The organism is Nocardia sp. NRRL S-836, assembly GCF_001279525.1.
Lineage (GTDB): Bacteria > Actinomycetota > Actinomycetes > Mycobacteriales > Pseudonocardiaceae > Lentzea.
Map to the genome: position 1 here is coordinate 30,784 of NZ_LGDY01000130.1, position 25,285 is coordinate 56,068.

At 71.0% G+C, this 25,285-nt stretch carries 24 protein-coding genes; 13 read left to right on the plus strand and 11 right to left on the minus strand.

Features of this window, described 5'->3' with window-relative positions; genetic code table 11:
- The first annotated feature begins 28 nt into the window (after nt 1-28).
- The 3 genes from ADL03_RS36045 (at nt 29) to ADL03_RS36055 (ending at nt 3,903) form a co-directional block, all read left to right on the plus strand.
- On the plus strand, nt 29-1,699 hold the full coding sequence (locus ADL03_RS36045; protein ID WP_053738102.1) for an AMP-binding protein: 1,671 nt from the start codon (nt 29-31) through the stop codon (nt 1,697-1,699).
- Between the two features lie 95 nt (nt 1,700-1,794).
- Entirely contained in the window at nt 1,795-2,613 is an 819-nt protein-coding gene (locus ADL03_RS36050; protein WP_053738103.1) for an SDR family oxidoreductase, read from the plus strand.
- A 138-nt stretch (nt 2,614-2,751) separates the two neighbouring features.
- Nucleotides 2,752-3,903, plus strand: coding sequence for a hypothetical protein (locus ADL03_RS36055; protein WP_053738104.1), 1,152 nt, complete (start codon nt 2,752-2,754; stop codon nt 3,901-3,903).
- Here the strand turns inward: ADL03_RS36055 and ADL03_RS36060 are convergent.
- Nucleotides 3,881-4,741, minus strand: coding sequence for an AraC family transcriptional regulator (locus ADL03_RS36060; protein WP_053738105.1), 861 nt, complete (start codon nt 4,739-4,741; stop codon nt 3,881-3,883). The two genes, ADL03_RS36055 and ADL03_RS36060, sit on opposite strands and share 23 nt — an antisense overlap.
- Nucleotides 4,742-4,769: 28 nt before the next feature.
- Entirely contained in the window at nt 4,770-5,438 is a 669-nt protein-coding gene (locus ADL03_RS36065; RefSeq protein WP_053738106.1) for a nitroreductase family protein, read from the minus strand.
- Between the two features lie 71 nt (nt 5,439-5,509).
- On the opposite strand from ADL03_RS36065, the gene ADL03_RS36070 reads away from it, so the two are divergent.
- Entirely contained in the window at nt 5,510-6,415 is a 906-nt protein-coding gene (locus ADL03_RS36070) for a LysR family transcriptional regulator (RefSeq protein ID WP_053738107.1), read from the plus strand.
- A gap of 66 nt (nt 6,416-6,481) precedes the next feature.
- On the opposite strand, the gene ADL03_RS36075 is transcribed toward ADL03_RS36070, so the two are convergent.
- Nucleotides 6,482-7,507 carry a cyclopropane-fatty-acyl-phospholipid synthase family protein gene (locus ADL03_RS36075; protein ID WP_053738108.1) on the minus strand — a complete coding sequence of 342 codons (1,026 nt, stop codon included), beginning with the start codon at nt 7,505-7,507 and terminating at the stop codon, nt 6,482-6,484.
- A 125-nt stretch (nt 7,508-7,632) separates the two neighbouring features.
- Between ADL03_RS36075 and ADL03_RS47650 the strand changes: the two genes are divergently transcribed.
- Nucleotides 7,633-7,770, plus strand: a complete 138-nt coding sequence (locus ADL03_RS47650; RefSeq protein WP_157529601.1) for a hypothetical protein — start codon at nt 7,633-7,635, stop codon at nt 7,768-7,770.
- A gap of 100 nt (nt 7,771-7,870) precedes the next feature.
- Complete coding sequence (gene paaZ, locus ADL03_RS36080; RefSeq protein WP_053738109.1) at nt 7,871-9,892, plus strand: phenylacetic acid degradation bifunctional protein PaaZ; 2,022 nt, start codon at nt 7,871-7,873, stop codon at nt 9,890-9,892.
- 61 nt (nt 9,893-9,953) lie between these two features.
- On the opposite strand, the gene ADL03_RS36085 is transcribed toward paaZ, so the two are convergent.
- Nucleotides 9,954-11,435 (minus strand): FAD-dependent oxidoreductase, encoded by a 1,482-nt coding sequence (locus ADL03_RS36085; protein WP_053738110.1) that lies wholly within the window; start codon nt 11,433-11,435, stop codon nt 9,954-9,956.
- Nucleotides 11,436-11,498: 63 nt separating this feature from the next.
- Between ADL03_RS36085 and ADL03_RS36090 the strand changes: the two genes are divergently transcribed.
- Complete coding sequence (locus ADL03_RS36090; RefSeq protein ID WP_053738111.1) at nt 11,499-12,776, plus strand: NAD(P)/FAD-dependent oxidoreductase; 1,278 nt, start codon at nt 11,499-11,501, stop codon at nt 12,774-12,776.
- A gap of 309 nt (nt 12,777-13,085) precedes the next feature.
- Complete coding sequence (locus tag ADL03_RS36095; RefSeq protein ID WP_053738112.1) at nt 13,086-13,913, plus strand: extensin family protein; 828 nt, start codon at nt 13,086-13,088, stop codon at nt 13,911-13,913.
- Nucleotides 13,914-14,104: 191 nt separating this feature from the next.
- On the opposite strand, the gene ADL03_RS36100 is transcribed toward ADL03_RS36095, so the two are convergent.
- From ADL03_RS36100 to ADL03_RS36125, 5 genes are all read right to left on the minus strand, one after another.
- Entirely contained in the window at nt 14,105-14,617 is a 513-nt protein-coding gene (locus ADL03_RS36100) for a hypothetical protein (RefSeq protein WP_053738113.1), read from the minus strand.
- Between the two features lie 738 nt (nt 14,618-15,355).
- Nucleotides 15,356-16,633 carry a HAMP domain-containing sensor histidine kinase gene (locus ADL03_RS36105; RefSeq protein WP_053738114.1) on the minus strand — a complete coding sequence of 426 codons (1,278 nt, stop codon included), beginning with the start codon at nt 16,631-16,633 and terminating at the stop codon, nt 15,356-15,358.
- The gene (locus tag ADL03_RS36110; protein ID WP_053738115.1) at nt 16,630-17,295 is read right to left on the minus strand and encodes a response regulator transcription factor; all 666 of its coding nucleotides are present in this window, start codon (nt 17,293-17,295) and stop codon (nt 16,630-16,632) included. Before ADL03_RS36110 ends, ADL03_RS36105 begins: the two co-directional genes overlap by 4 nt.
- 4 nt (nt 17,296-17,299) lie before the next feature.
- On the minus strand, nt 17,300-17,524 hold the full coding sequence (locus ADL03_RS36115; protein ID WP_157529602.1) for a hypothetical protein: 225 nt from the start codon (nt 17,522-17,524) through the stop codon (nt 17,300-17,302).
- 702 nt (nt 17,525-18,226) lie between these two features.
- On the minus strand, nt 18,227-19,435 hold the full coding sequence (locus ADL03_RS36125; protein WP_053738118.1) for a glycoside hydrolase family 88 protein: 1,209 nt from the start codon (nt 19,433-19,435) through the stop codon (nt 18,227-18,229).
- Between the two features lie 175 nt (nt 19,436-19,610).
- Between ADL03_RS36125 and ADL03_RS47655 the strand changes: the two genes are divergently transcribed.
- The 3 genes from ADL03_RS47655 to ADL03_RS36135 all read left to right on the plus strand — a co-directional run bounded on the left by ADL03_RS47655 (nt 19,611) and on the right by ADL03_RS36135 (nt 21,712).
- Complete coding sequence (locus ADL03_RS47655; RefSeq protein ID WP_154697563.1) at nt 19,611-19,751, plus strand: hypothetical protein; 141 nt, start codon at nt 19,611-19,613, stop codon at nt 19,749-19,751.
- Between the two features lie 19 nt (nt 19,752-19,770).
- Entirely contained in the window at nt 19,771-20,871 is a 1,101-nt protein-coding gene (locus tag ADL03_RS36130; protein ID WP_053738119.1) for a hypothetical protein, read from the plus strand.
- 118 nt (nt 20,872-20,989) lie between these two features.
- A complete protein-coding gene (locus ADL03_RS36135) occupies nt 20,990-21,712 on the plus strand; it encodes a nucleoside-diphosphate kinase (RefSeq protein ID WP_053738120.1) in 723 nt (240 codons plus the stop codon).
- Here ADL03_RS36135 and ADL03_RS36140 read toward each other — a convergent pair.
- Both ADL03_RS36140 and ADL03_RS36145 read right to left on the minus strand, forming a co-directional pair.
- Nucleotides 21,659-22,633, minus strand: coding sequence for a GNAT family N-acetyltransferase (locus tag ADL03_RS36140; protein WP_053738121.1), 975 nt, complete (start codon nt 22,631-22,633; stop codon nt 21,659-21,661). The genes ADL03_RS36135 and ADL03_RS36140 overlap by 54 nt on opposite strands.
- Nucleotides 22,630-23,571 carry a GNAT family N-acetyltransferase gene (locus ADL03_RS36145; protein WP_197288945.1) on the minus strand — a complete coding sequence of 314 codons (942 nt, stop codon included), beginning with the start codon at nt 23,569-23,571 and terminating at the stop codon, nt 22,630-22,632. The genes ADL03_RS36140 and ADL03_RS36145 overlap by 4 nt, the downstream gene beginning before the upstream one ends.
- Before the next feature lie 131 nt (nt 23,572-23,702).
- On the opposite strand from ADL03_RS36145, the gene ADL03_RS36150 reads away from it, so the two are divergent.
- Together ADL03_RS36150 and ADL03_RS36155 are read left to right on the plus strand one after the other, a co-directional pair.
- Nucleotides 23,703-24,902 (plus strand): hypothetical protein, encoded by a 1,200-nt coding sequence (locus tag ADL03_RS36150; protein ID WP_053738123.1) that lies wholly within the window; start codon nt 23,703-23,705, stop codon nt 24,900-24,902.
- A partial coding sequence (locus ADL03_RS36155) for a bifunctional 2-polyprenyl-6-hydroxyphenol methylase/3-demethylubiquinol 3-O-methyltransferase UbiG (RefSeq protein WP_157529603.1) occupies nt 24,895-25,285 on the plus strand: 391 nt, incomplete at its 3' end. The genes ADL03_RS36150 and ADL03_RS36155, both read left to right, overlap by 8 nt.

Below are 25,285 nucleotides of genomic sequence, written 5' to 3' on the forward strand. Positions count from 1 at the left end.
CTCGTCAGCCAGCGAAGGGAGCCAACCGATGGCCAGTCACGACACCTACCGCGCGGCGCGCGACCTCATGCTCACCGACCCGGAGTCGTTCCGCTGGCCGAGCTTCCCGGACGCCTTCAACTGGGCGCACGACTGGTTCGACGTCATCGCCGGGGACAACTCCGCCACCGCGTTGCACATCGTGGAGGAGGACGGGCGGGAGCGCGCGTACTCGTTCGACGAGCTGCGCCGCCGCTCCAACCAGGTCGCGCACTGGCTCGCGGGGCACGGTGTCGGCAAGGGCGACAGCGTCATGATCATGCTCGGCAACCAGGTCGAGCTGTGGGAGTCGATGCTCGCGGTGATGAAGCTCGGCGCGGTGATCATGCCGACCACCACCGCGCTCGGCACCGCCGACCTCGCCGACCGCCTGCGCCGCGGCAACGTCCGCCACGTCGTCGCACGCGCCGAGGACGCGGGCAAGTTCGAGGGCGTGGCCGGGGAAGCCGGTGCGGTGCTGATGGCCGTCGGCGGCGCGCCGGCCGGCTGGCACGACTTCGCGCAGGCCGGCGAGTCACCGGACGACCCGCTGCCGCACCCGCAGACCCGTGCCGACGACCGGCTGCTGCTGTACTTCACCTCCGGCACGACCAGCCGCCCCAAGCTGGTCGAGCACACCCAGGCGTCCTACCCGGTCGGCCACGTCACGACCATGCGCTGGATCGGCATCCGGCCCGGCGACGTGCACCTCAACATCAGCTCGCCCGGCTGGGCCAAGCACGCGTGGAGCTGCTTCTTCGCGCCGTGGATCGCCGAGGCGACGATCTTCGTCTACAACTACACCCGCTTCGACGCCCAGGCCCTGCTCGGCCAGATCCGCGCCAAGCACGTCACCACGTTCTGCGCGCCGCCGACGGTGTGGCGGATGCTGATCAAGGCCGACCTGAGCGGCGGACCGGGTGCGCTGCGCGAGGTCGTGGCCGCGGGCGAACCGCTCAACCCGGAGGTGGTCGAGCAGGTCCAGCAGCAGTGGGGCCTTACGCTGCGCGACGGGTTCGGGCAGACCGAGACCACGCTGTCGGTGGGCAACCTGCCCGGCGACGAGGTGAAGCTCGGCTCGATGGGACGGCCGCTGCCCGGCGTCCCGGTCGTGCTGGTCGACCCCATCACCGGCGAGCCCGCCGACGAGGGCGAGATCTGCATCGACCTGCGCGAACGCCCGATGAGCCTGATGGCCGGCTACCACGGCGACCCCGAGCGCAACGACGAGGCGATGGCCGGCGGCTACTACCACACCGGCGACATCGCCTCCCGCGACGAGGACGGCTACCTGTTCTACATCGGCCGGTCCGACGACGTCTTCAAGGCGTCGGACTACAAGATCTCGCCGTTCGAGCTGGAGAGCGTGCTGATCGAGCACCCCGCCGTCACCGAGGCCGCGGTCGTGCCGGCACCGGACCCGCTGCGGCTCGCGGTGCCCAAGGCGTACGTGGCGCTGAGCCCCGGCTGGGAGCCGACCAGGGAGACGGCGCTGCAGATCCTGCGGCACGCCCGCGAGAACCTGGCGCCCTACCAGCGGATCCGGCGGCTGGAGTTCGCCGAGCTGCCCAAGACGGTGTCCGGCAAGATCCGCCGCGTCGACCTGCGCGGCCGCGAGGAGCAGGGCGCCGGCCACGCGGGGGAGTGGCGTGACGAGCAGTTCCCCGAGCTGCGCAGGTGAGTCGTGCCTTCACCCGTCCCCGAGCCGGACCTGGTGCCGGCCGGCGATCACTGGAAACGTGGGCGGCTCCCGCCCACGACGACAGGAGCACACCCATGGTGCGCAGGATCGCCGGCCGGCCCGTCGTGATCACCGGTGCCGCCTCGGGCATCGGCCGCAGCCTCGCGCAGCGGCTGTCGAGGCACGGCTCACCGGTGGTCATCGCCGACGTCAACGCCGAGGAGCTCGCGAAGACAGCGGCCTCGCTGTCCGGGCCGGTGCTGAGCCGGGTGCTCGACGTGCGCGACGCCGAGGACTTCCACCGGTTCGCCCAGGAGACGCGGGAGTGGCTGGACCTGCCGCTGGCCGCCGTGTTCAACAACGCGGGCGTGGCGACGGCGACGAGCGTGCTGAACTCCGTGCCCGAGGACGACACCTGGCTCTTCGACATCAACTACTGGGGTGTCGTGAACGGGACGCGGGCGTTCCTGCCGGTGCTGGTGAAGCAGAACTACGGCGTCGTCGTGAACACCTCCAGCGTCTACGGACTGGTCGGGATGCCGAACAACAGCGCCTACTGCTCGGCCAAGTTCGCGGTGCGCGGGTTCACCGACTCGCTGCGGCAGGAGCTGCGCGGCACCGGCGTCTCCGCGGTCACCGTGCACCCCGGCGGGATCAAGACCAACATCATCCGCAACGGCCGCATCCCCCGCGACCCCGAGAACCGCGGGCGCGACCTGGAGCAGATGGCCGCCGACTTCGACGCCATCGCGCTGACCACACCGGACCGGGCGGCGGAGGTCATCCACCGCGGCGTCGAGAAGGGCAAGGCGCGGATCCTGGTCGGGCCGGACGCGTACCTGTTCGACGCGCTCGCCAGGATCGCGCCGACGCACTACTTCAGCCTGCTGGCGAAGGTGCTCGAACGCGGATGAGGTGACCGCGCCGGTGCGCCGCCGGGCAGGTGAGGCGGCCGTGCGGCAGACGTGACCGCGGCGGCTCCTTGTTGCGGCGGTGCGGGTTCCCGGACGCGGACGGCGTCCTCGTCCGGCCGTTGGGGGAAGATCTCCCGCATGCGTTCCTCGACGGCGGTCCGGCGGACCGAGCAGTGGTTCGTCCGGCAGGGCGCGCCGACCATGATCGAGGGCTACGGGTTCCTGACGCACGTGCTGCCGCGGATGCTGCCGGTGCTGGCGTTCATCACGGTCGGCAGCCTCGCGTGGCTGGTGCCGCTGCGGGCGGCCGGGGCCGGGCGGTGGGTGCTGCTCGGCGTCATCGTCGTCGTGATGGTCGCCGCGTGGGCGCTGCTCTCGGTGTTCGTGCGGCGGCTGCCGACGTTCTCGCGGCGCACGACCTTCCTGCTGGTCGGCGTGTACGCGGCGATGCCGCTGGCGGTGCCGTTGCTGCAGCTGGTCATCGACGACACGATCACCGCGCCGGGCGAGGAGCTGTTCGGGCTGGTCGGGTTCGCCGTCTTCTTCGGCGTGGCGTTCGTGGCGACGATGGTGTTCACGACGTACGGGCTGGCGGGCCTGGTCCGCGCGGCGATCCGGTTCACGCTGCACGACCTGCGCAACAGCGTGTACCTGCTGGGGCGGGCGTTGCCGCCGATGCTGTTCGTGACGCTGTTCCTGTTCTTCACCGGTGAGCTGTGGCAGGCGATGAACCAGCTGTCGTGGCAGCGGGTGAGCCTGGTCGTGCTGCTGTTCGCGGCGATCACGGTGCTGGCCGCGGCCGCCCGGTTGCGCGACGAGATCGGGCGGGTGGAACAGGACCTGCGGCCCGAGGTGCTGGCGCTGGCCTGCAAGGGCACGCCGCTGGCCGGCGTCGAGGTCGCGGAACCGTTGCAGCCCAAGCGGCTCACCGGCCGGCAGCTGCGGAACCTGCTGGTCATGCTGGCCACGCGGCAGCTCGTGCAGGCTGCGGTGATCGGGCTCGCGCTGTTCGCGTTCTTCGTGCTGCTCGGGCTGATCGTCGTGACGCCGGCGGTGGCCGAGCAGTGGATCGGGGCACCGCCCGTGATGTCGCCGGTCCTCGGGCTGCCCGCGGCGATGCTGCGCAACGCCACGCTGTTCGCGGCGTTCGGCAGCATGTACCTGTCGGTGACGTCGATGAGCGACAACGAGCACCGGCGGCAGTTCTTCGCCTCCGTGCTCGAACGGGTCGAGCGCACGCTCGCGGTGCGCGCGGTGTACCTCGACGTCAGAAAGCAGGTTCGGGACTGAGCACGGTGTCCCGGCTGGGTGCCACGCCGAACCGGCGGCGGTACTCGCGGCTGAACTGCGACGGGCTGTCGTAGCCGACCTGGTGGCTGATCCGCGTGACGTCCCGGCCGGTCGCGAGCAGCAACCTGGCCTCCTGCAACCGGATCTGCTTCTGGAACTGGATCGGGCTCATCGCGGTGACGGCCTGGAAGTTGCGGTAGAACGCCGACTCGCTCATGCCCGCGAGCTTCGCGACGTCCGCCACCTTGAACGACTCGGCGTGGTGCGCGCGGATCCAGCTCACCGCCCTGGCGACGTGGCTCAGGCTGGAGTCGCCGCGGCCCAGCTGCCGCACGGCGGCGCCCTGCTCGCCGGTCATGACCCGCCAGAGGATCTCCTGCTTGACCAACGGCGCGAGCACCGCGGCGTCACGTGGCTGTTCCACGAGCCGGGCGAGCCTCGTGACGGCGTCGAGGAGCTCGGGTGTCGTGTCGCTGACGGCCAGGCCCCGCGGGGTGCCGCCGGTGCCGGGCAGGTCGTGGCGCAGCAGCAGTTCGGTCACGGCCCGGGGCCGCAGGACGACGCCGATGCCGAGCGCGGGGTTCGCCGGGCTCACGCCGACCCAGTCGCCGGTGATCGGCAGGTCGACCGAGGCCACCAGGTACTGGCCGGCCCCGTAGTCGTGGACCCGGTCGCCGAGCGCGACGCGTTTGCGGCCCTGTGCCACGAACGCGAGGATCGTGCCGGTCATCGCCGGCCCTTCCCGGTTCGACGTGATCCGGGACATCAGGACGTCCTCGATCGGCGTGGCCAGGTCGGGCCGGGCGTGCCTGCCGATCAGCGCGCGCAGCTCGTCCACCTGCCCGATCGTCCTCGCCGGCGCAGGATCAGGCAAGCCCGCCGACGAACGTCAGCGCCTCGGTCAGCGGTTTGCGGCTCAGGTCGGGCACCTCGCAGTCGTCGGCGGGGTAGCCGACGGGGAACAGCACGTACGGCCGCTCGGACGGCCGGCCCAGCAGGTCGGCCAGGAACGTCATCGGGTTCGGCGTGTGGGTCAGCGTCGCAAGGCCCATCGAGTGCAGCGCCGCGATGAAGAACCCGCACGCGATGCCGACGCTTTCGTTGGTGTAGTAGGTTTTCTGGCCGTTCTGCTGCTTCTGCGCGAACGCGACCACCAGCCAGGGCGCGACCTCCAGGAACTCCTTGTGCTCGTCGGTCTCCAGCCGGGCCAGTGCGGCGTGCCACGCGGGGACGTCGCGTTCCCGGTAGAAGGCGCGTTCCTCCTTCTCGGCGGCCTCGCGGACGCGGCGCTTGAGGCCGGGGTCCGACGTCGCGACGAACCGCCACGGCTGCTGGTGGGCACCGCTCGGCGCGGTGTTCGCGGCCTGCACGGCGAGCTCGATCGCCTCCGCCGGCACCGGATCGGGCGAGAACCAGCGCACCGAACGGCGCCCGTCGAGCAACCGGTGGAAGGCCCGGCCGCGGTCGAGGCCCTCCGCGATCGGCAGCCGCGGTGGTGCGTAAGGGACGAACGGGTGGCGGTGTGGTCGGGTCACGGTGTGGACGATGCCGACTCGCGGCGCCGCAGACCAGCTGAAGTTTCTCAGGTGAGTTATAAGTTGGGCTGATGAATCTGCCCAACGTGACGCTGCGGCAGCTCGAGTACCTGATCGCGGTCGCGGAGACCGGCTCGCTCACGGCCGCGGCCGAGCGCTGCCACGTCTCGCAGGCCGCGGTCTCGTTGGCGCTCACCGAGCTCGAACGCGTCCTGGACCTCCAGCTGGTGGTCCGGTCACCGCGCAGGGGCGCCGCGCTGACCGCGGCCGGCCGCCGGGTCATCGCCGACGCACGCCGGGTGGTCGGCGCGATGGGCGACCTCGGCGCCGAGGCCCGCGGGCTGAGCCGGCACGTCAGCGGCACGCTGGTCGTCGGGTGCTACGCGCCGATCGCGCCGTTCCACCTGCCGGCGGCGATGGCGACGTTCGCGCGGGCCTACCCCGAGGTGTCCGTGCGGTTCGTCGAGGGCAGCCTGCCGGAGATCGGGGAGCACCTGCTCACCGGCCGGTGCGAGGTGGCGTTCCTCTACGACCAGGACCTGCGGCCGGGGCTCGCGTTCCGCACGTTGTACGACCAGCAGCCGAAGGTCCTGCTGCCGCACGGGCACCGCTTGCGCCGCCGCCGCGCGGTCCACCTGCGCGAGCTGGCCGGTGACCCGTTCGTGCTGCTGGACGTCCCGCCGAGCGAGCACTACTTCCGCTCGGTGTTCGCGGCAGCGGGCCTGGAGATGGTCGTCACGCACCGGGCCCGCAGCTTCGAGCTCGCCCGGTCGCTGGTGGCGCGCGGCATCGGCTACTCGATGACCGTCCAGCAACCGGCCGTGTCGCAGTCCTACGAGGGGCTGGAGGTCGTCAGCCTGCCGCTGCGCGACGCCGTGCCGACCACGCCGGTGGTGCTGGGCTGGGCCGAGGGCGGGCCGCTGACCCGTCGCGCGCAAGCGTTCGCGGACCACTGCGCCGCCCTCTTCGGCCCGTGAGCTCACTGTGGACGGTGGCCTCGCGGGGACGACGTCCGCCGCGCGATGGCGCCTCCGCGTGCGGCCTCAGTCGAGGGGCTTGCGCAGCAGCACCAGCCGGCCCAGCGGGCTGTCGACGACCTGGGCACCGGTGAAACCCGCCTTCTCGCCCTCGGCGGCGAGGTCCTCGGCGGACAGGCCGTACGCCACCCGCTGCTGGCGGTAGAACAGGCGGTCCAGCGCGCCGCGGACCGTGGCCTCCTGCTGCGGCGGGAACAGCTCCCGCAGCACGAGCAGACCGTCCGGGCGCAACGCGCGCAGGATCGCGGCGAGCGTGTCCGCGCGGGCGTCGTCGGTGAAGAACGCCTGCGCCCAGTGGCAGACGGCGAAGGCCGACTCGTCGGTCAGCGCGCGGGCGTCCGAGGTGCGGATCTCCACGCGGTCCGCGACACCGGCCTCGTCCGCACGCTCCCGCAGCTCGTCCGCGACCTCCGCGACGACCTCGACGCCGACCGCCCGCAGCCGGTCGAACAGTCCCAGCGTCGTCAGCAGCGCGCCGCCGACGCCGCTGCCCACGTCGAGCAGGGGACCGCCGGCTTCGAGCCGTTCGCGGTACTCCGGCAGGTGCCGGTAGAGCAGGTCGAACAACTCCCACGACCCGGAGGTGGCCCTCGTTCCCCAGTAGCGGGCCACGGTGAGCGCCTGCTCGCCGGTCAGGCCCTGGCGCCGTTCGTCCCGCAGCACCGCCCGCGCGTGCTGGGCGCGGGCGGTCTCGACCAGGTCGAGCGCGGCCGTCAGCTCGACGCCACCGGCTCCGGCCAGCAGCGCGTCGAACCCGTCGGTCAGGCAGAAGACGTCCTCCTCCGACCGGACGACACCGGCGGTTTCGAACACCGCCAGCACGTTCGTCACCTGTTCCAACGCCACCCCCGACGCACGGGAGAGGCCACCGGCCGTGATCGTGTCGCGCAACCGTTCGAGCCACCCGGCGTGCTTCGCCGCGCGGACGAGCTCGATCACCTCAAGCCCTTCCGACCAGCCCATGACCACCGACCGGGCCGTGAGGGCGGCCTGCAGCCGCGCCAATGCCCGGTCGGACTCGGCGCCGTTCATGTCACTACCGTCCCAACGCACTCGTGCAGATGATCGCGTTGCCGACCCTAGGGACGTGCTGTGCTTCGTCGCGTCAGTCGCATGACTGTTCGTTCGTACGTCATCGGCTGCGTTGAGCCGAAACCGTGCTCATCGCCTGCGCGTTGCCGGGCCTGGTCGAGCTGACCGTTGACCCCGACCGCGTTCTCACCGTCTCGGCCTCGCCGTGCGGCAGGGCTGACCGGGCCGTGGTCGAGGCACGACAGCGGAGGGGCGTCGGCTGATACGGTGCCAGCCGTGGTGAAAACTCCCCAGAACCGGGAGTTTTCCCCGGTAGACGGGTCGATGAAGATCCATCGCCCTCCGCGGAGAAGGGTTGGCTCGATGAGCTTGCTGCGCAGTTACGTGTCGGGGAAGTGGCACACGCCGGACGCCGAGGGCGCGCCGTTGCACGACGCCGTGACGGGGGAGGAGATCGCCCGGATCTCGTCGGCGGGCATCGACATGAGGGCCGCGCTCGACCACGGCCGCCGCGTGGGCGGGCCGGCGTTGCGCGAGCTGACCTTCCACCAGCGGGCGCAGCTGCTGAAGGCGCTCGGGCTGCACCTCAAGGAGCACAAGGCCGAGCTGTACGCGTTGTCCGCCCGCAGCGGTGCGACGAGGTCGGACTCGTGGATCGACGTCGACGGCGGTTTCGGCGTGCTGCTCGGGTACGCGTCGAAGGCCAAGCGCGAGCTGCCCAACGACAAGGTCTACGTCGACGGGCCGGTGGAGCCGCTGGGGCGTGGCGGCACGTTCGTGGGCCAGCACATCTGCACGCCGTTGCGCGGGGTCGCGGTGCAGATCAACGCCTACAACTTCCCGATGTGGGGGCCGCTCGAGAAGTTCGCGCCCGCGTTCATCGCCGGGATGCCGACGCTCATCAAGCCGGCCTCGCAGACCGCATACGTCACCGAGAAGCTGGTCGAGCTGATGCTCGCGTCCGGGCTGCTGCCGGAGGGGTCGCTGCAGCTGGTCTGCGGGTCGGCCGGCGACCTGCTGGACCACCTGACCGAGCAGGACCTGGTCGGGTTCACCGGGTCCGCCTCGACCGCCCAGCACCTGCGCACGCACCAGGCCGTGGTCCGGTCGTCGGTGCGGTTCAACGCCGAGGCCGACTCGCTGAACTGCTCGATCCTCGGGCCCGACGCCGTTCCGGGGACGCCGGAGTTCGACCTGTTCGTCGGTCAGCTGGTCACGGAGATGACGACCAAGGCCGGGCAGAAGTGCACGGCGATCCGGCGGGCGCTGGTGCCGGCGTCGCTGATCGACGCGGTGGGCGAGGCGACGGCCGCGAAGCTCGCCGAGGTGGTCATCGGCAACCCGGCCGACAAGTCGGTGAAGATGGGCGCGCTCGCCGGGCTGGAGCAGCGCGAGGAGGTGTGGCGGTCGCTGAAGGCACTGCGGGAGAACGCTTCCGTGGTCTACGGCGACGGCCCGCTGTCCCTTGTGGACGCTGACGCCGAGCGTGGTGCGTTCATGTCGCCGATGTTGCTGCGCGCGGCCGCGGACGCGGTGCAGCCGCACGAGGTCGAGGCGTTCGGGCCGGTGTCCACCCTGATGCCGTACGACTCCGTCGAGGACGCGGTCACGCTGGCCGCCAGGGGGTCCGGCTCGCTGGTCGGGTCGATCGTCTCGGCGGACAGCGACTTCGTGCGCGACGTCGTGATCGGGGTGGCGCCGTGGCACGGGCGGCTGCTGGTGCTGGACCGCGACGACGCGGGCGAGTCGACCGGGCACGGGTCGCCGCTGCCGATGCTGGTGCACGGTGGTCCCGGCCGTGCCGGTGGTGGCGAGGAGATGGGCGGCATGCGCGGCGTGCTGCACCACATGCAGCGCACCGCCGTGCAGGGCTCGCCGAAGGCGTTGGCCGCCGTGACGAACCGGTGGGTCGCCGGTGCGCCGCGGACCGAGACCGAGGTGCACCCGTTCCGCAAGACGCTGGCGGAGCTGCGGCTGGGTGACACGGTCGTGGCCGGGCCGCGGACGGTGACGATGGCGGACATCGAGCACTTCGCGGAGTTCACCGGCGACACGTTCTACGCGCACATGGACGAGGAGGCCGCGGCGGCCAACCCGTTCTTCGGCGGCCGGGTCGCGCACGGCTACCTGGTCGTCTCGTTCGCGGCCGGGCTGTTCGTGTCGCCGGAGCCGGGGCCGGTGCTCGCCAACTACGGGCTGGAGAACCTGCGGTTCGTCACGCCGACGTTCCCCGGCGACGAGCTCACGGTGACGTTGACGGTCAAGCAGATCACGCCGCGCGAGGACCAGGACTACGGCGAGGTGCGCTGGGACGCCGACGTGGCGAACCAGAAGGGCGAGTCGGTCGCGCGCTACGACGTGCTGACGCTGGTCGCCAAGAGCTGAGCACACGGCGGACGGGCCGGCAGCGCGTGTCGCGGCCGGCCCGTCCGCCGTGCCCGAGGGCCTACTTCGGGTCGCGCCGGGGCAGCGGCTTGGTGGCCGGTCCCTCCAGCACGTTGCCGTCCACGTCGAACCGCGAGCCGTGGCACGGGCAGTCCCAGCTGCGCTCGGCGGAGTTGAACCGCACGAAACACCCCAGGTGCGTGCAGCGCATCGACACCGCGTGCAGCTGACCCTCCGGGTCGCGGTAGACACCGGTCTTGCCCAGCCCGTCGCGGATGACGTGCGCGTGGTCGGGCGGCAGCCGGTCGCTGTTCGTGGCGTCGGCGGGCACGACCCGGTCGCCGACCATCTCCACCGCCACCTCGGCGTTCTTCTTCACCAGCTCCGGCAGCGACTTGAGCGACAACCGGTGCGGGCTGAACCGCTCGGCCAGCTCGTTGGGCTTGCCGGTCACGAGGTCCGCGAGCACGGACGCGGCGAACGTGCCGGAGGTCAGGCCCCACTTCATGTAGCCGGTGGCGGTGAAGATCGTGCTCGCGCCCGGCGTGTAGCTGCCGATCATCGGCAGGTGGTCGTAGGCGGTCGGGTCCTGCGCCGACCACCGGTGGGTGACCTCGGTGACGGGCCAGTGCCTGCGGGCGAACTCCTCCAGGCGCCGGTACGGCTCCTGCGCCGGCTTGCCCGTCTCGTGGCCCTGGCCGCAGACGATCAGCTGGTCGCCGTGCGCGCTGATCGACCACGACGGGCTGCCCGCGCTGATCGCGAGCGCGCTCGGCGGCGGTCCGTCCAGCCGGGCGGCGATGGCGTAGGAGCGCGGGGTCTTGAGGCGCGGGAAGAACAGGCCGCGGTCGAGCAGCGGGTAGTGCGTGGCGAGCACGAGCCGGTCGAAGTGCACCTCGCCGTCGGCGGTGGTCAGTTTGTGGCCGGTCACGTCCAGCACGCGGCTGTGCTCGTAGACCTTGCTGCCGTCACCGTCGATCGCGGCGGCCAGCCCGTGCAGGTACTTGACCGGGTGCAGGGTCAGCTGGTCGTCCAGCCGCACGGCGGCGTGCACCTCGAACGGCAGGTCGAGGTCCGTGTCCAGGCGGACCGGCAACCCGGCCTTGCGCGCGTGCTGGAACTCCTCCTCGACCGTCTGCACCTCGTCCTCGGTGTAGGCGTAGGTGGCGGCGGCACCGCGGCGCAGGTCGCAGGCGATCTCCTCGTGCTGCACGAGGTCGGCGACCTGGTCGACCGCGGCCCGGGAGGCGGAGGCGTAGTCGGTGGCGGTCGCGACGTCGTGCGTGCAGACCAGCGTGGAGTACACAGTGGACTGCAACGCGGTGACCTTGGCGGTGTTGTTGCCGGACGCACCGGACGCGATGCGGTCCGCCTCCAGGACCACGACCCGCAGGCCGCGGCGCTTGAGCAGCAGGGCGGTGGTCAGGCCGGTGATGCCGCCGCCGGCGACCGCGACGTCGAACGTGTGGGTGCCGGTGAGCTGGGGACGGGACTGCCCGGGCAGGGCGGAGAGCCAGAGCGACTGGTCGCCGGTGGTGGTCATGCCGTCGGAGTACCCGCGTCGGGTCGCTGCATGCCTGGGGCCGTCGCGGGGTATGCGGGGTGCATGGCCAAGCAACGGGTAGTCGTCGTCGGCGGCGGGTTCGGCGGACTGAGCGTCGTGCGCGGACTCCGTCGCGCGGACGTCGACGTCACGCTGATCGACCGCGCCAACCACCACCTCTTCCAGCCGTTGCTCTACCAGGTGGCGACGGCGTTGCTGCCCGCGGGCGACATCGCGCCCGCGTTCCGTGCGATCCTGCGCAAGCAGGACAACGCCCACGTGCTGCTGGGCGAGGTGACCGGCTTCGACACCGAGAAGCAGCTGGTGGACGTCGACCTCGCCGACGGCACCGCCCACCGCGTCCCCTACGACACGCTGGTCGTGGCGGCCGGTGCGCGGGACAGCTACTTCGGCCACGACGAGTGGGCCGAGCACGCGCCGCCGATGAAGACGCTGGAGCAGGCCGTCACGCTGCGGTCGCGGCTGCTGCGGGCGTTCGAGCACGCGGTCACCGGTGACCCGAAGGAGTGGTTGTCGTTCGCGGTGATCGGTGCCGGGCCGACCGGTGTGGAGCTGGCCGGGCAGCTCGCGGACCTCGCGCGGCGGGCGTTGAAGGGCCAGTTCCGCGGGATCGACCCGCGCGACCTGCGCATCACGCTGCTGGACGCCGTGCCGCACGTGCTGCCGCCGTTCTCCGAGCCGCTGCGCAAGCACGCGCGGGCGAAGCTCGAACAGCTCGGCGTCACGGTCATGACCGGCGCCATGGTGGCGGCGATCGACGAGCACGGCCTGACCACCAAGGACGGTGACCGGGTCGAGGCGCGCACGATCATCTGGGCCGCCGGCGTGCAGGCCTCGCCGCTGTCGCGCAAGCTCGCCGAGGCCACGGGAGCCGAACTGGACCGCAAGGGCCGGGTCGTCGTGAACCCCGCGGACTGCTCGGTGACGCCGAACATCTTCGCGATCGGCGACATGGCCAACCTGAACGACCTGCCGGGCATCGCCGAGCCCGCGCTGCAGGAGGGCCACCACGTCGCCCGCGTGATCAAGGCCCGGTTGGCGGGCACGGCGGCGAAGCCGTTCAAGTACCTCGACCTCGGCACGATGGCCACGATCTCGCCCGGTGACGCCGTCGCGGACATCAAGAAGCTGCGGCTCAAGGGCCTCATCGGCAAGGCCGCGTGGGCCGGCGTGCACATCGCGTTCCTGGTCGGCTGGCGCAACCGGGCGGCCGTGCTCGCCAACTGGGGCTGGAACCTGCTCACCGGCCGCAGGACGCAGCCGATCATCCTGGAGACCGTCCAGGCCGTGGACCGGCAGCCGCGCGGCAGCGGTTCGTAGTCAGCGCTGTCGCAGCGCGGGTAACCCGATGGGGTGAACACCGAGCTGGTGTAGGAGCTGACCGGTGACGACCAGGACGGCCTGCGGTTCGTGGGCCGCAACGACACCGAGCGCAACCTGATCCGCGTGCTCGGCGCGGTCGGCTGAGACCGGTCGCCACCGCCCCGTCACAGCGGTAAAGGCGGAGGAAAAGCACAGCTCAGGGCGCGTTCCCCGGGTCGAACGCCATCCCTAGACTCGCTCAGGCCGGTAGCACGGACAGGCCCTTCCTCCTGGCGGCGCCGGCCTGAGCACAGAGGGAGATCTGGGGTGTTCGAGAACAACGTCACCAGGCGCGGCTTCGTCACGGGCGCGGCGGCGGTCGCCGGTCTCGCCGGCCTGTCCACCATCGCGCCCGGCCTGGCGGCCGCCGACCCGAAGATCGGCGACCAGCACCGCGAGGAGGAGTTCGCCGCCTCCGACGTCAGCGCCGCCGCGCTGATGACGTTCCAGAAGATCGACGGCACGCCCGTGTACTACTGGCGCTCCAACCGCGGCAACACCACCCTGCGCAACTGGCAGTGCACCGACGCGTTCTACAACGCGCTCGTGGCGTGGATCCGCGACCTGCGCTCGCTGTCGTCGAGCTACGGCTCGATCAGCTACATCGTGTCGGCCGGCTTCTACGTCGACAAGCCCGGCCAGCACGGCGCCGGCACCGCGATGGACCTCGACCACGTCCGCTGGTCCGGTGGCAACACCATCTCGCCGCTCGACCAGGCCCACGCCTCGGGCACCGCCTCGGTCCGCAAGCGCTACCTCGCGACGGAGGCCGTGTGCCGCCGCCGGTTCCGCTACGTGCTCGACGGCTGGTACAACGCCGACCACGCCGACCACATCCACTCCGACTTCGGCGGCATGCCGGTCCGCGCGGTCAAGGACTCCGAGTCCGACACGAAGTTCGTCCAGGCCGTGTGCAACAACTTCCGCGGCGCGGGGCTGGCGATCGACGGCATCTGGGGTCCCGCCACGACCAGTGCGTTCAACGGCCTCAAGTCCGCGCTCGCCATCACCGGCGACCCGCACACCAGCTCCTCGGTGTGGCAGTCGATGCTGTCGAAGATCGCGACCAAGGGCTTCGCGAACCAGAACATCTGACCCGCGTCCTGCCCATGGGCTCAGCGCACTTCTTCCACGGGCTTTCACATCCAGTGCTCTATCAGTGACGATTCGGCAGCGCTCTGCTCGCGATCTTTTCGGATTCAGCAGAGGAATACCGGGAAATAAGCGCCAGAGACATGAGAAGGGCGCGTCCACCGGTGGACGCGCCCTTCTCATGTGCAAAAGGACTACCTGTGGGCGCCGCCGCCCGTGGAGCCGCCCAGTCCGAACAGGATGCGCTGGATGAGCTCGGGATCGACGTCCGGCTCGTCGCCCAGCGCCTCGGCGGCGGGCGAGCGGCGGCGTTCGCGGCGGGGCAGCGGCACGGCACCCGCGTTGACGCCGGTCGGCAGCGGGATCTCGCACCAGACGAGCTTCACGCCGCCGTCGAGCTGCAGCTCACCGGTGCGCAGGTCGGGGGAGGCGGGCGGCATCGTGAACCTGGCCGCCTCCAGCTCCACCACGAGGTACTCGCCGGTCAGTCGCAGCCGCAGCGTGATCAGCCGTGAGGTCTTCGGGTCGGCGGACTCGACGGCCGCCTCCACCAGGGCGCACGCGACGGCGGAGCACTCGCCGACCATGTTGCGCAGCCGCCACTCGCTCAACGTGAACCGGACGAACAGATCCGCGCAGTTCACCGCGGTGGGCAGCGCGATGAGTGTCAGGTCGTCGACCTGGGCGGTCTGGGCGTTCGCCTGCATGCTGCCTCCATTTCGCGTGCGGCGCGCGAGCCGACGACAGTCACCCATACGGCCGTCGCGGTGTGCGGGAATCTACATGGGTATACGGAGGAAGCAATGACCTGGTTGACCTGCCCGGCAAAAGTCACGCTCAAGTCACGGCGCAACCCCCTCGTGTTCACACACCGTAGAACAACGGGGGAGTGCTGTGACGCATGGTGATCAACTGGGCTCAGCATCGTTGTGCGGCGAACTGGTCCGCGGTGGTGCCGGGTGGGCTGCCGGTCGAGGACGGGCCGGCGCGCTGCGGCCGATGCGGGGGCTGGGGTGAGGTGAACGAGCCGGTGTCCGTCGCCGTGCCGGGCACGTGGTGCCTTTCATCCGGGAATGACGTGCCGGGAACACTACTGCGACAAGGCTTTCCGGGCGGACCTCCGACCGGGCGAACTTAAATCCATTTAAAACCGATTAATCGTCTGAACGGTGGATGGGTGCCGTGCGGCCGTCGGCTAACTTCGGTGGAGATCGCGGAAAGCGGTCCACCGACCACCTGAATACGCCGGTCCCCACACCTGGCGCCGAGAGCCCCGGCTGATCCACCTCGCAACACCGGTGTGGGAAGGCAGGCGCGCACCGCTCACCGGTTCCTCCCTCCTGCTCGGAACCCGGTGGTGCGGCAGCGGTGCGGCGCGGCCGGCCGGTGCCCGCCGGCGGCGTCGGACCCGTCCTGCGGTCCGCGCCGCCGGCGGTGTTCGTCCTTCAGACCCTCCGGAGCCTCAATTGCACGCGCGCCCCGCCCAGCGGCCCGCGGTCGACGTGGAGAGAACCACCCGTGCTCTCCGCGACCCTGCGGGCGATGTCGAGCCCCAGCCCGGTGGAACCACCACCGCTGGCACCGCGCCGCACCGCGCGTTCGGTGTCCTGGATGCCGGGGCCCGCGTCCTCGACCACGAGGGCCACGAGGTCGGCCTGGTGCACCAGTGTGACGCCGAACCGGGTGCCCTCCGGCGTGTGGCGGAAGACGTTGCCCAGCAACGCGTCCAGCGCCGCCGTGAGGTCGGTGCGGGCGAGCGGCACGAGCGCGGGGTGGTCGGCGCCCCTGACCGTCCACGGCCGGTCCTGGTCGTCGGCGAGCGCGGACCAGAACACCAGCCGGTCGCGCACGACGCTCGCCGCGTCCACGGCGGTGCTCTCCGGCTGAAGACCGGAGCGGGCCGCCCTGATGATCTCGTCGACCTCTCTCTCAAGCCCTTTCACGGCCGCACGGATGCGATCCGCCCCGTTCCCCTGTCCGAGGGTGTCCGCGTCCAGCAGGAGGGCCGTGAGGGGTGTCCTGAGGCGGTGGGAGAGGTCGGCGACCACCTCGCGTTCGGCGGCGAGCAGGTGCCGGACGCGTTCGGCCATCGCGTTGAAGGCCCGCCCGACCTCCCTGAGCTCGGGCGGGCCCTTCACCGGCACGCGCACCGACAGGTCGCCCCGCCCCATGCGCTTGGCGCCGTCGGCGAGCGCCCTGGTGGCCCTGACCGCCCGCGCGCCCAGCCGGTCCGCGACGAGCACCGACCCGGCGACCAGGCCGACCGCGACACCCGCGAGCGCCAGCCAGGTGGTCATGACGCCGTGCGTGAGCTGCTCCCTCGGCACGAACGCCTCGACGATCGCGATCTCGTTGACGCCCAGGGCGATCGGCTGCAGGTACGCGACGCCGTCCGGCCGTTCGGCGACACTGGCCCTCGCCTGCTTCTGCGCCTGCGCGAAGTCCTTCGCGGTGATGTGCGAGGTGCCGATCGTGACCGGCCCGCTGAAGTGCACGGCCAGCCGCTGCTGACCGCCGTAGCGGGTGCTGGCGATCGCCTGTCGCAGCTCCTGCGGCTTCTTCGTGATCACCAGCGCGGGCGTGAGCGCGTTGGCCTGCCTCTGCGCCTCGCTGAGCGCGCGGTCGTGGGCGGCACCCTTGACCACGACCGCGAGCGGGATGAGGAACGCCAGCGCCACCATGCTCGTCGCCGCGAGAGCGACGAGCACCAGTGACCGCCTCACCTCGGCGCGACCAGACGCACGCCGACGCCGCGCACGGTGTGCAGGTAACGCGGCTGGGCGGCCCGTTCGCCGAGCTTCCTCCTGAGCCAGCTGAGGTGCACGTCCAGCGTCTGGTCGTCGCGGTGCGACGGCCACAGGTGCCGCAGGATCTCCGCGCGCGGCACGACCTCGCCCTGCCGGCCCGCGAGGAACGCCAGCAGCTCGAACTCCTTGTGCGTCAACGAGAGCTCCTGACCGTCCACAACGGCCCTGCGGCGGTCCACGTCGATCTCCAGCCCACCGACCCGCAGCTGCCGGTGGTCCTTCGCCCTGCGCAGCACCGCCTGCACGCGCGCACCGAGGTGCTCGCTGGAGAACGGCTTGACCAGGTAGTCGTCGGCACCCGCGTTGAGCAGCCGGACGATCTCCCGCTCGTCGTCGCGGGCCGTGGCGACCACGACGGGCGTGTCGGTGACGCCGCGGATCATCCGCAGCGCGTCACCACCGTCCAGGTCGGGCAGACCGAGGTCGAGGACCACGACGTCGTAGGTGTGCGCGGAAACTTCGCGCAACGCCTCGATCGCGAGCGCCACACCGTGCACGATGTGGCCCTGGTCGGTGAGAGCGCGCATGATCGCCGCGCGCACGGCGTCGTCGTCCTCGACGAGGAGTACCGATGCCATGGCGTTAACGGAGGGACGTCGCGGTGAGACGGTCGATCGCGTACCTGGCCGCCTGGGCGGTCGTGACCACCGCGGCCGTCGGCCTGTCCTGGCTCGGCATCCGGTCCGCGATGGAACCCGCACCGGTCGCCGCCGTCGAGGCCACCGGCGGGCCCGGCGTGCTGCCGTTGCCGACCGTGCAGTCCTTGAGCGTCCCCGTACCGGTCACCACCGGTGTTCCTGCAGCCACGTCCACGACCACCAGGCCTCCCCTGCGCTCGTCCGCTCCGGTGCCGACCGTTCCGACGAGTACTACGGATGGGCGGGTGTCCGCGGCTCAACTCCCCGCCGGGGAGTGGCAGGCCGACGGGTCCTACGTGCACGCGTTCCACCTGCGCGGTGGGGACGTGGTGGTGCGCTACCGGGCGTCCGGGGTGCAGGCGATGTCGGCCACACCCGCCGATGGGTGGGCTGTGTCGGTTGAGCAGCCTGGGGGGCCGTTGGTGGTGAATTTTCGGGAACCGGGTGGGGGGTTGTCGCGGTTGGAGGCCACTTGGGAGGGAGGGCCTACGGCTCGGGTGGTGGAGAGGTGAGGGCTGTTCCTGTTCGGCTGTTCCTGGGGCTCCGCCCCAGACCCCGACACTCCCAAAGAAGCCGGCCAGCGCGGTTAGTGGGTTGATGGCACGCCTGTTTGTGTTGGGCGGCTGCCGGTGCCCCGCCTAGCGATCCAAGAGCGAGCCAGACCTGAGGGGTCAGGTCAAGTCGACGAAAAGCGTGTCGACTTGACCTGACCCCTCAGGCCCGGCAAACGGTCGGAGCGCTAGACGGGGAAGCCACCCACCGCGGAACCGCCCGAGGAAAGGCTTTGACGTCTCGCCTTCGGCTCGATCACGAGCGAAGGCCTGCCTCGCCTTCGGCTCGGCGGGTGCGCGGTGGGGGTCCAGGAAGGACGTCAGAGGTCGATGGCCTTGGCGATTTGAGCGGGCTTGAGGACTCGCAGGATGGCCTCGAAGAGGTAGTAGTCGCCGTACGGCAGGGAGATCTCGATGCCGTCCTCGGACGGGCGGTTGCGGGTGCCGCGCGCCAGGATCGCCTCTGCCCGGGTCGACTCGGTGGTCAGGCAGGTACTCACCAGACCGTCGAGGATCGCGAGGGCCTTCTGGTGGTAGTGGGGCCGGCCGGTGACCTTGGCGAGGTCGAGGAGGCCGCAGGCGAGGATCGCGCCTGCCGAGGAGTCCTTGACGTCGTTGGCGCCCAAGGGGGAGCGGTAGTCCCACACCGGGACGTGGTCCGGGGTGAGGGCGGACAGGGCGTAGTCGGCCATCTTGCGGGCGGTGTCGCGGAACTCGCGCAAGCCCGTGCGGCGGTACATCGTCGTGAAACCGTAGACGCCCCAGGACTGGCCGCGTGACCAGCACGAGGTGGGGCTGTAGCCCTGGACGGTGTTGGGGCCCACCGGGGCGCCGATGTCCGGGTTGAAGTCGAAGACGTGCGGGGTGGAGCCGTCGGCGCGCACGAAGTGGGTCTGGGTGGTGCGGGCGTGGGCGATGGCGATGTCGATGAACCTGCGGTCGCCGGTTTGTTCCGAGGCGAACGCGAGGAGGTCCAGGTTCATCATCGTGTCGATGATGACGCGGCCCGCGTTGCCCGGGGTGCCCAGGCGGCCCCAGGCGCGGAGATACCTGCCGGTCGGGTTCCAGCGCTGGGTCAGGGTGGTGGCGGCGTCGATGGCGCCGTCGCGCCAGACCGGGTTGCCGGTGAGGCGGTGTGCGGTGACCCAGGAGGGGGAGAAGAGGAAGCCCAGGTCGTGGTCGCGGGGGTCCAGGCGGCGTGGGGCGAGGCGGTCGTTCGCGGACTCGGCGAGGGTGCGGAACCGCAGGTCGCCCGAGTCGAGGTGGGCGAGCCAGAGCAGGCCGGGCCAGAAGCCGCCGACCCAGCCGCCGTCGGTGACGTAGGTCCACTTCTCGAAGCGGGTGATCTCCGGGAACGAGGTGACGCCCGGTGCCACCGCCCGCAGTTTGGCCAGGCCGTAGTCGAGGGCCGCGCGCAGGCGGGCCGGGTTCGCGGAAGCCTCGCCGGTGCCCGCAGAGGCTTGCAGAGGGGTGGCGAGCAGAGGGGTGGCCGCGGCAGACGCCAGGAGAGTGCGTCGAGACAGGTTCACGAGACCGTCCAGTCCCTTTCGTGTCCGTGCGCCCGGCGCCACCCTGCCAGAAGCGATCAAGGTCTGACAAGAGGTATACGGATTTTGCATGGGCAGTACGGGAAACCTTGGGATTGACGGTGTGAAAAATTGATTCTTACGCTCGATTCCGTCGAATCGAGTTGGAGGACTGAAGATGGCACAGGTACGCGTTCGCAAGCCGGTCGCGCCGGTCGTGCTCACGCCGTCGCTGGTGCAGGCGATGATCGCCCGCCGGCAGGCCGTCCAGGTGGCCAAGTTCCGCACCACCTGCACCGACTGCCTGCCCAACTACTGAGCGGCAAGGGGACTTCGCCGTGGAGCTGAACGCCGATGCGCTGGTCCGCGCCTTGGCGGTGTGCTGCGGCGAAGAACCCGCCGACCCGGCGGAGGCGGTGTGGCTCGCGCGCAAGAAGCAGCCCTCGTTGCTCGCCACGCTCTGCTCGGCGTGGGGTGAGCTCAACGAGGGGCTGGCGTTCGAGCTGGCCGCGCAGCGGGAGCGGGTGGCGTTCTACCGGGTGCTCGCCGCCTCGCTCGACTCACCGGAGATCATTCCGCTGAAAGGCCTGGAAGTCGGCCGGCTCTACCCCGACGGCTGGGTCAGATATATGAACGACCTGGATTACCACGTTGTCAAACCCGAGCTGCTGTGGGAAGTCGCCGCGTCATTGGTCGAACGTGGCTGGGCGCTCGACTCCGGCACGTTCACGAGGGTGAACAATTCGCTGCAGGTGATGCTGAGCTTTCGCCTGCCGCACCCGGACCGGTACCAGCTCCCGTACGGCGTGGAGCTGAGCAGCTACGTGAGCCTCGGCGACCTCGGTGCGGTGCCGCCGGTGCTCGCGCTGACGCCGGACCTGGCGCCGGTGAAGAACCTGATGATGCTGCTGTTCGAGCGCTTCGAGCAGCCGTTCCGCGCCCGTGACCTGGTCGACGGGGCGTTGCTCGTCGAGTCGGCGCAGCCCCGCGACGTGGAGCGGATGCTGAACCGGCTCGACCTGTGGCCCGAGTACGCGGAGCTGGCGTCCCTGCTGGCACGTGCGGAGATCGGTCCGTCGCTGGAGGTTCCGCGTGACGCCGTGTCGAGAGCACGTCGGCGTCGCGCGGGACGGGCGGTGCGGAGCACGTTGTCCGCCGCCGGCCTGGCCCGCCGCACGCAGCGGCGGATGGTGGAGCGCGGGCTGCCGGCGGCCGGGCGCAGGGTCTTCGAACGGGTCGGTGCCCGGTGGGCGCTCGACGCGGGACTGCTCTGCTTCGGGTTGCCGGTGGACGGGCGCTCCGACCGCGTGCGGGTCGGTGGGCGCGACGACCTCACGTGGGTCGACACGCCGGTCGGCCGGTTCCTGCTGACTCCCGGCGACGAACTGCCGTCGTCCGCCGAGGAGTTCGTCCGAGGAGGTGTAGCTGCATGTCCGTGAACTCGCGCAAGCCCAAGATCCCGAAGAAGTAGGAGGCGTTCGAGATGGCCAAGAAGCACGGTCACAAGCTGGCGGTCAAGCCGAAGATCAAGAAGCGGCGCTAGGAGGTCGGGACGCTGTGGTGTTCGTGCTGCTCGGACCCGACGCGGTGGCGCGGCAGCTCGGCGTCCCGATCCTCGACCGGCTGGAGGGCGCCGGGTTCACGCCGGTGCGCTGGCAGCTCATCTGCCGCCGACCGGCCGGTCTGGACGCCTTCCACGCCGAGAACATCGACAAGCACTGGAAGGGCTACCTCTACCGGCTCGTCGACCGGCTGTTCGACCACGGCCCGTTCCTCGCGCTGGAGGTCAGCGGATCGCACGAGGAGCTGCGGGCGTTGAAGGGCTCCAGCGATCCCGCGAAGGCGGCGCCGGGCACGATCCGCGGCGACCTCGGCACGATCAACGTCGTCCTCGCGCTGATGCACAGCTCGGACACACCGGCGGATTCGGAGCGCGAGAGCGCGGTGTTCGGGCCCGGCGGGTTCGCCGGTACCGGTGACCCGCGGCCGGTGCTCAAGACGCTGGCGCGCGGTGGGGTCGCGGAGACGCGCGGGTTCGACGACGTGCTGGTGGGGCTGCGGTCGCGGATCGAGGCCGCGCTGTGGCACGAGGAGCCGGGGCATCCCGTGGAAGCGGTGCTGGAGCACGACTTCCTGACCCCGGAGCTCGACGTGGAGCACGCGGCGGCGCTGGCGGCCACGGTCGGGGTGCGGATCGACCCGTGGGAACGGCTCGTGCTCGCCACCTCACAGCACTTCGCGCCGCGTCGTGGCGGCGCTGCGCCGCAGGACCTCGGCTAGCCGCGCGTCACGGGTGCGGACCCAGCCGTTGAGCGGCGTGCCGGTGCAGCCGCGGCCGCGCTTGGCCGCCCAGGCGCCCTGGCCGTAGCTGATGGTCCGGGCCTGCTCGGCGTAGGCGTGCTCGGCGGCCGCGTAGAAGGCGGTGCCGAAGTAGGCCAGCCGCGACCGTTCGTCGGCGTAGTCGAAACCGACCGCGGTGCACGTCCAGTCGCCGTCGTGGCGGGCGAACATCGCGAAACCGACGGCGTTGCCGTCCTGCGGGCGGGCGACGAGCGTGAGCGAGTCCATCGCGGCCAGGGCGGCGAGCTTGCGGCGTTCCGCGGTGAAGTCGGCGCCGCCGCGGTACTTCGTGACGAGCTGGCACTTCAGGGCCGTGAGCTCGTCGAGGTCGGGCTCCTCGGCGTGAACGTCCACAACGGACCGCATCTCGCGGCGGAGCTCCTTGCGGCGCTTGCGAGGGAACGCGGCGAGGTAGTCGGCCATCCCCGTGCCGGGCAGGTGCAGGTCCCACGTCATCGACAGCGGCACACACGTGAACCCACGCTCGTGCAGCACGGCTTCCAGCGGCCCTGGCCGGGTGTAGAGGAACGCGGCGGTCGGGACGTCGTACGCCAGCGCGGCGCTGACCAGTGCGTGCAACGCTTCCGGCTCACCGGCGCGCGGGCCGGTCGGCAGGCATTCGTAGCCCGGCACCATCACCATCAGGGCCGGCACCCACGGCGGCGAGTCGATCGGCTCGCGGCAGATCGGCAACGCGGGCGCGGTGGTCGTGAGGACGTGCCACAGGTCGAAGAACTCGGTCGGCCGCGGCTCGTGCTGCACGAACGCGTGCGCCTCGACGCCGTCGGCCCGCAGCGGCACGGGCGCGGGCAGCTTCCCGCCCATCGCGGCGAGCCAGGCGGGGGTGGTCAGCAGGCTCATGCGCGCAGCAGCACGGCGTCGAGGTGGCGCGGCGTCAGACCGTGGCGCTGCTTGAAGACCGTGTTGCCGCGGCCACCCTCCAGCACCGGCTTGCCCAGCTCGATCGCGAGCCGCACGGACTCGGCGAACAGCACGGCGTACGGGCTGTAGTTGCCGTCCACCGCGTAGTCGACACCGCACGTCCAGGTGTGGAAGCGGGTCTCGTCGGTGAGGCAGACACCGGCCGCGACGAGCCGGCCGCGCTGCCTGACCTCGATCACGTGCACCCGGCCGCCGAGCGCGGTGACGAACTTCGCGAACGTCCCCTCGGGGTAGAAACCGTTGTTGTCGAAGCGGGTCGCCGTCAGCCCGCACAACGCGGTGATCTCGTCCAGCGCCGCCGCCGACACCGGGAGCACCTCCGTCGTGACACCGGCCTCACCCGATCTTCGCCCGGTGCGCCGCAGGTTCGCCCGCGCCCGTTCGCCCAGCCGCGCCAGGTAGTGCTCGTAGTCGGTGACGCCGGTGAGGTCGGCCGTCCACCGGTCGACCAGGTGCCGCGCCGGCAGGCCGTTCGCGCGCAGCTCCTGCCCGAGCTCGCTGCCGCGCCGCACGTTCACGAACCCGCACCACTGCGCGCGGTAGAGCGACGCGACGCGCAGCAGGCCGCTGATGACCGTCGGCACGACGTCGACGCCGAGCGTGGACGGCACGTGCGCGTCGTAGCAGTGCCAGGTGTGGCTGAGCAACGCCGGCTGGTCGCGTGCCTCCGGATAGGCCGCGTACAGGCAGCCCAGCGGATCCGCCGCCGTCTGGAGGTACGCGGGCGTGACGGCGACCGTCTCGTCGCCCCTTTTCACCACCAGGTAGGCGAAAGCGTCGATGTTCGTCAGCGGCGCCTGCTCGTACGCGTCGAGGTAGGCGTGCTCGTAGAACACCGGCGCACCGGCCCGCCGCACCACCGCATCCCAATCGGCAGCATCGAATTCCCTTATGGAGCGCGAAAACTCGACGCGCAACGACGTTGACGCAGGTGGTTTCGGCACGCCCATACTCTACGACCTGTGCCAGGGCGAACGAGGAGATCGAGATGGCATCGGTGTACTTCCTGACGAAGCTGGGCACAACCGAGGAGCTCTCGGCTTCTCCCGGCCAGCCGCTGCTGGATGTGTTGCGCAGGCACGGCATTCCGGTCAACGCCGTGCTGACGTCGGTCAACGGCGAGATCGTCGCCGAGGACACCGTCGTGATCGGCGCCGACGACGTGGTGCAGGTGCGGCAGGTCCGCTTCTACGACCTGGACGTGGCACGCCGCCCCAAGACCGTGGTCTACGGCACGCCGAACCCGGTCTACACCAAGAAGGTCATGTTCGACACCAACGGTTCGCTGGAACACCGGTGCGAGCAACTGGACGCCGACTCGTTCATCCAGTACGTCGAGGAGGCGTTCGTCCAGAGCTACGTGCTGACGGCCGGCGAACGCGTCGTGATCGGCCTGTCCGGCGGACGGGACAGCGTGGCGTACCTGACGTTGCTCGAACGCACCCGCGACCGCCTGCCCGACGTCGACATGACCGCCGTGACGATCACCGGCCTGCCCGACTGGGAGGAACCGGCGACCTTCGCCGCCGCCCGCGAGTCCGGCGAACGGCTCGGCATCGAGCAGGTGATCGTGACCGCGGAGGACGTCGAGCGGGTGTTCCGCCTGCGCAAACCCTTCGTGGAGGCCATGAACGAGGTCGTCGCCGGCGACGGCGCGCACCTGACGATGGTGATCGGCCACCAGGTGCTGCGCCGGATGCTGGAGGAGGACGCCCAGGCCCGTGGCGCCACGACCGTCGCCTTCGGCTTCAACGCCGACGACCTGGTCGCCTCCATGGTCACCTGGTACACGACCGGCTTCCGCATGGGCGGCATCCCGACGCGCGAGATCGGCGGCATGCGGTACGTGTTCCCGTTGTACCGCATCACGAAGAAGGAACTGACCCTGTACCTGGAGCTGGTCGCACCCGAGCTGAACCGGCAGGGCACACCGGGCCGCTTCACCACCGGCCCCGACGAGCGCTCGATGTCCTACGCGGTCACCGACCACCTGTTCGACCTGTGGCCGGGCGTGGACTACTACCTGTTCTCGGCGTTCGAGAACATGCAGCGGTACATGTTCCCGATGGTCGAGGCCAAGTGCCGCTACTGCGGCGGCGTCTACCTGCTGCAGGAAGCCATGCAGAACGCCACCGACGTGTGCGACGTCTGCGACTTCTTCGCGCGCCGGGAACTCAACTTTGCGTGAGCACCCGTTCTTCACACGCGACTACTGGGTGTTCGCCGCCGCCGAGTACTCGCCCGCCCGGACCGCCGCCGAGGTGTCGTACCTGGCCTCGGTGCTACCCGCGGGCGGGCGGGTGCTCGATCTCGGGTGCGGGGTGGGGCGGCATGCGCACGGGCTGGCGCGGCTGGGGTTCTCGGTGGTCGGGGCCGACGTGTCGGAGTGGGCGGTCGAACAGGCCCGCGGCGGGCCGGGCGTGTTCGTGGCGTGCGACCTGATGGCGGGGCCGTGGCCGGAGCTGTCGGCGCTGGCCCCGCCGGGGGTGGCGGCCCGCCGGTCAGGAACGGGCCCGCGTCGTCACCGCCGTGATCTCCTCGCTGTTCTCGGTGGGGCGCACGGCCGAGGCG

Excerpts from the sequence above, each read along its gene's own strand:
- ADL03_RS36045 (WP_053738102.1), top strand. The coding sequence starts at position 29 with ATGGCCAGTCACGACACCTACCGCGCGGCGCGCGACCTCATGCTCACC.
- ADL03_RS36050 (WP_053738103.1), top strand. The coding sequence starts at position 1,795 with ATGGTGCGCAGGATCGCCGGCCGGCCCGTCGTGATCACCGGTGCCGCC.
- ADL03_RS36055 (WP_053738104.1), top strand. The coding sequence starts at position 2,752 with ATGCGTTCCTCGACGGCGGTCCGGCGGACCGAGCAGTGGTTCGTCCGG.
- ADL03_RS36070 (WP_053738107.1), top strand. The coding sequence starts at position 5,510 with ATGAATCTGCCCAACGTGACGCTGCGGCAGCTCGAGTACCTGATCGCG.
- ADL03_RS36075 (WP_053738108.1), bottom strand. The coding sequence starts at position 7,507 with ATGAACGGCGCCGAGTCCGACCGGGCATTGGCGCGGCTGCAGGCCGCC.
- paaZ (WP_053738109.1), top strand. The coding sequence starts at position 7,871 with ATGAGCTTGCTGCGCAGTTACGTGTCGGGGAAGTGGCACACGCCGGAC.
- ADL03_RS36085 (WP_053738110.1), bottom strand. The coding sequence starts at position 11,435 with ATGACCACCACCGGCGACCAGTCGCTCTGGCTCTCCGCCCTGCCCGGG.
- ADL03_RS36090 (WP_053738111.1), top strand. The coding sequence starts at position 11,499 with ATGGCCAAGCAACGGGTAGTCGTCGTCGGCGGCGGGTTCGGCGGACTG.
- ADL03_RS36100 (WP_053738113.1), bottom strand. The coding sequence starts at position 14,617 with ATGCAGGCGAACGCCCAGACCGCCCAGGTCGACGACCTGACACTCATC.
- ADL03_RS36110 (WP_053738115.1), bottom strand. The coding sequence starts at position 17,295 with ATGGCATCGGTACTCCTCGTCGAGGACGACGACGCCGTGCGCGCGGCG.
- ADL03_RS47655 (WP_154697563.1), top strand. The coding sequence starts at position 19,611 with ATGGCACAGGTACGCGTTCGCAAGCCGGTCGCGCCGGTCGTGCTCACG.
- ADL03_RS36140 (WP_053738121.1), bottom strand. The coding sequence starts at position 22,633 with ATGAGCCTGCTGACCACCCCCGCCTGGCTCGCCGCGATGGGCGGGAAG.
- ADL03_RS36150 (WP_053738123.1), top strand. The coding sequence starts at position 23,703 with ATGGCATCGGTGTACTTCCTGACGAAGCTGGGCACAACCGAGGAGCTC.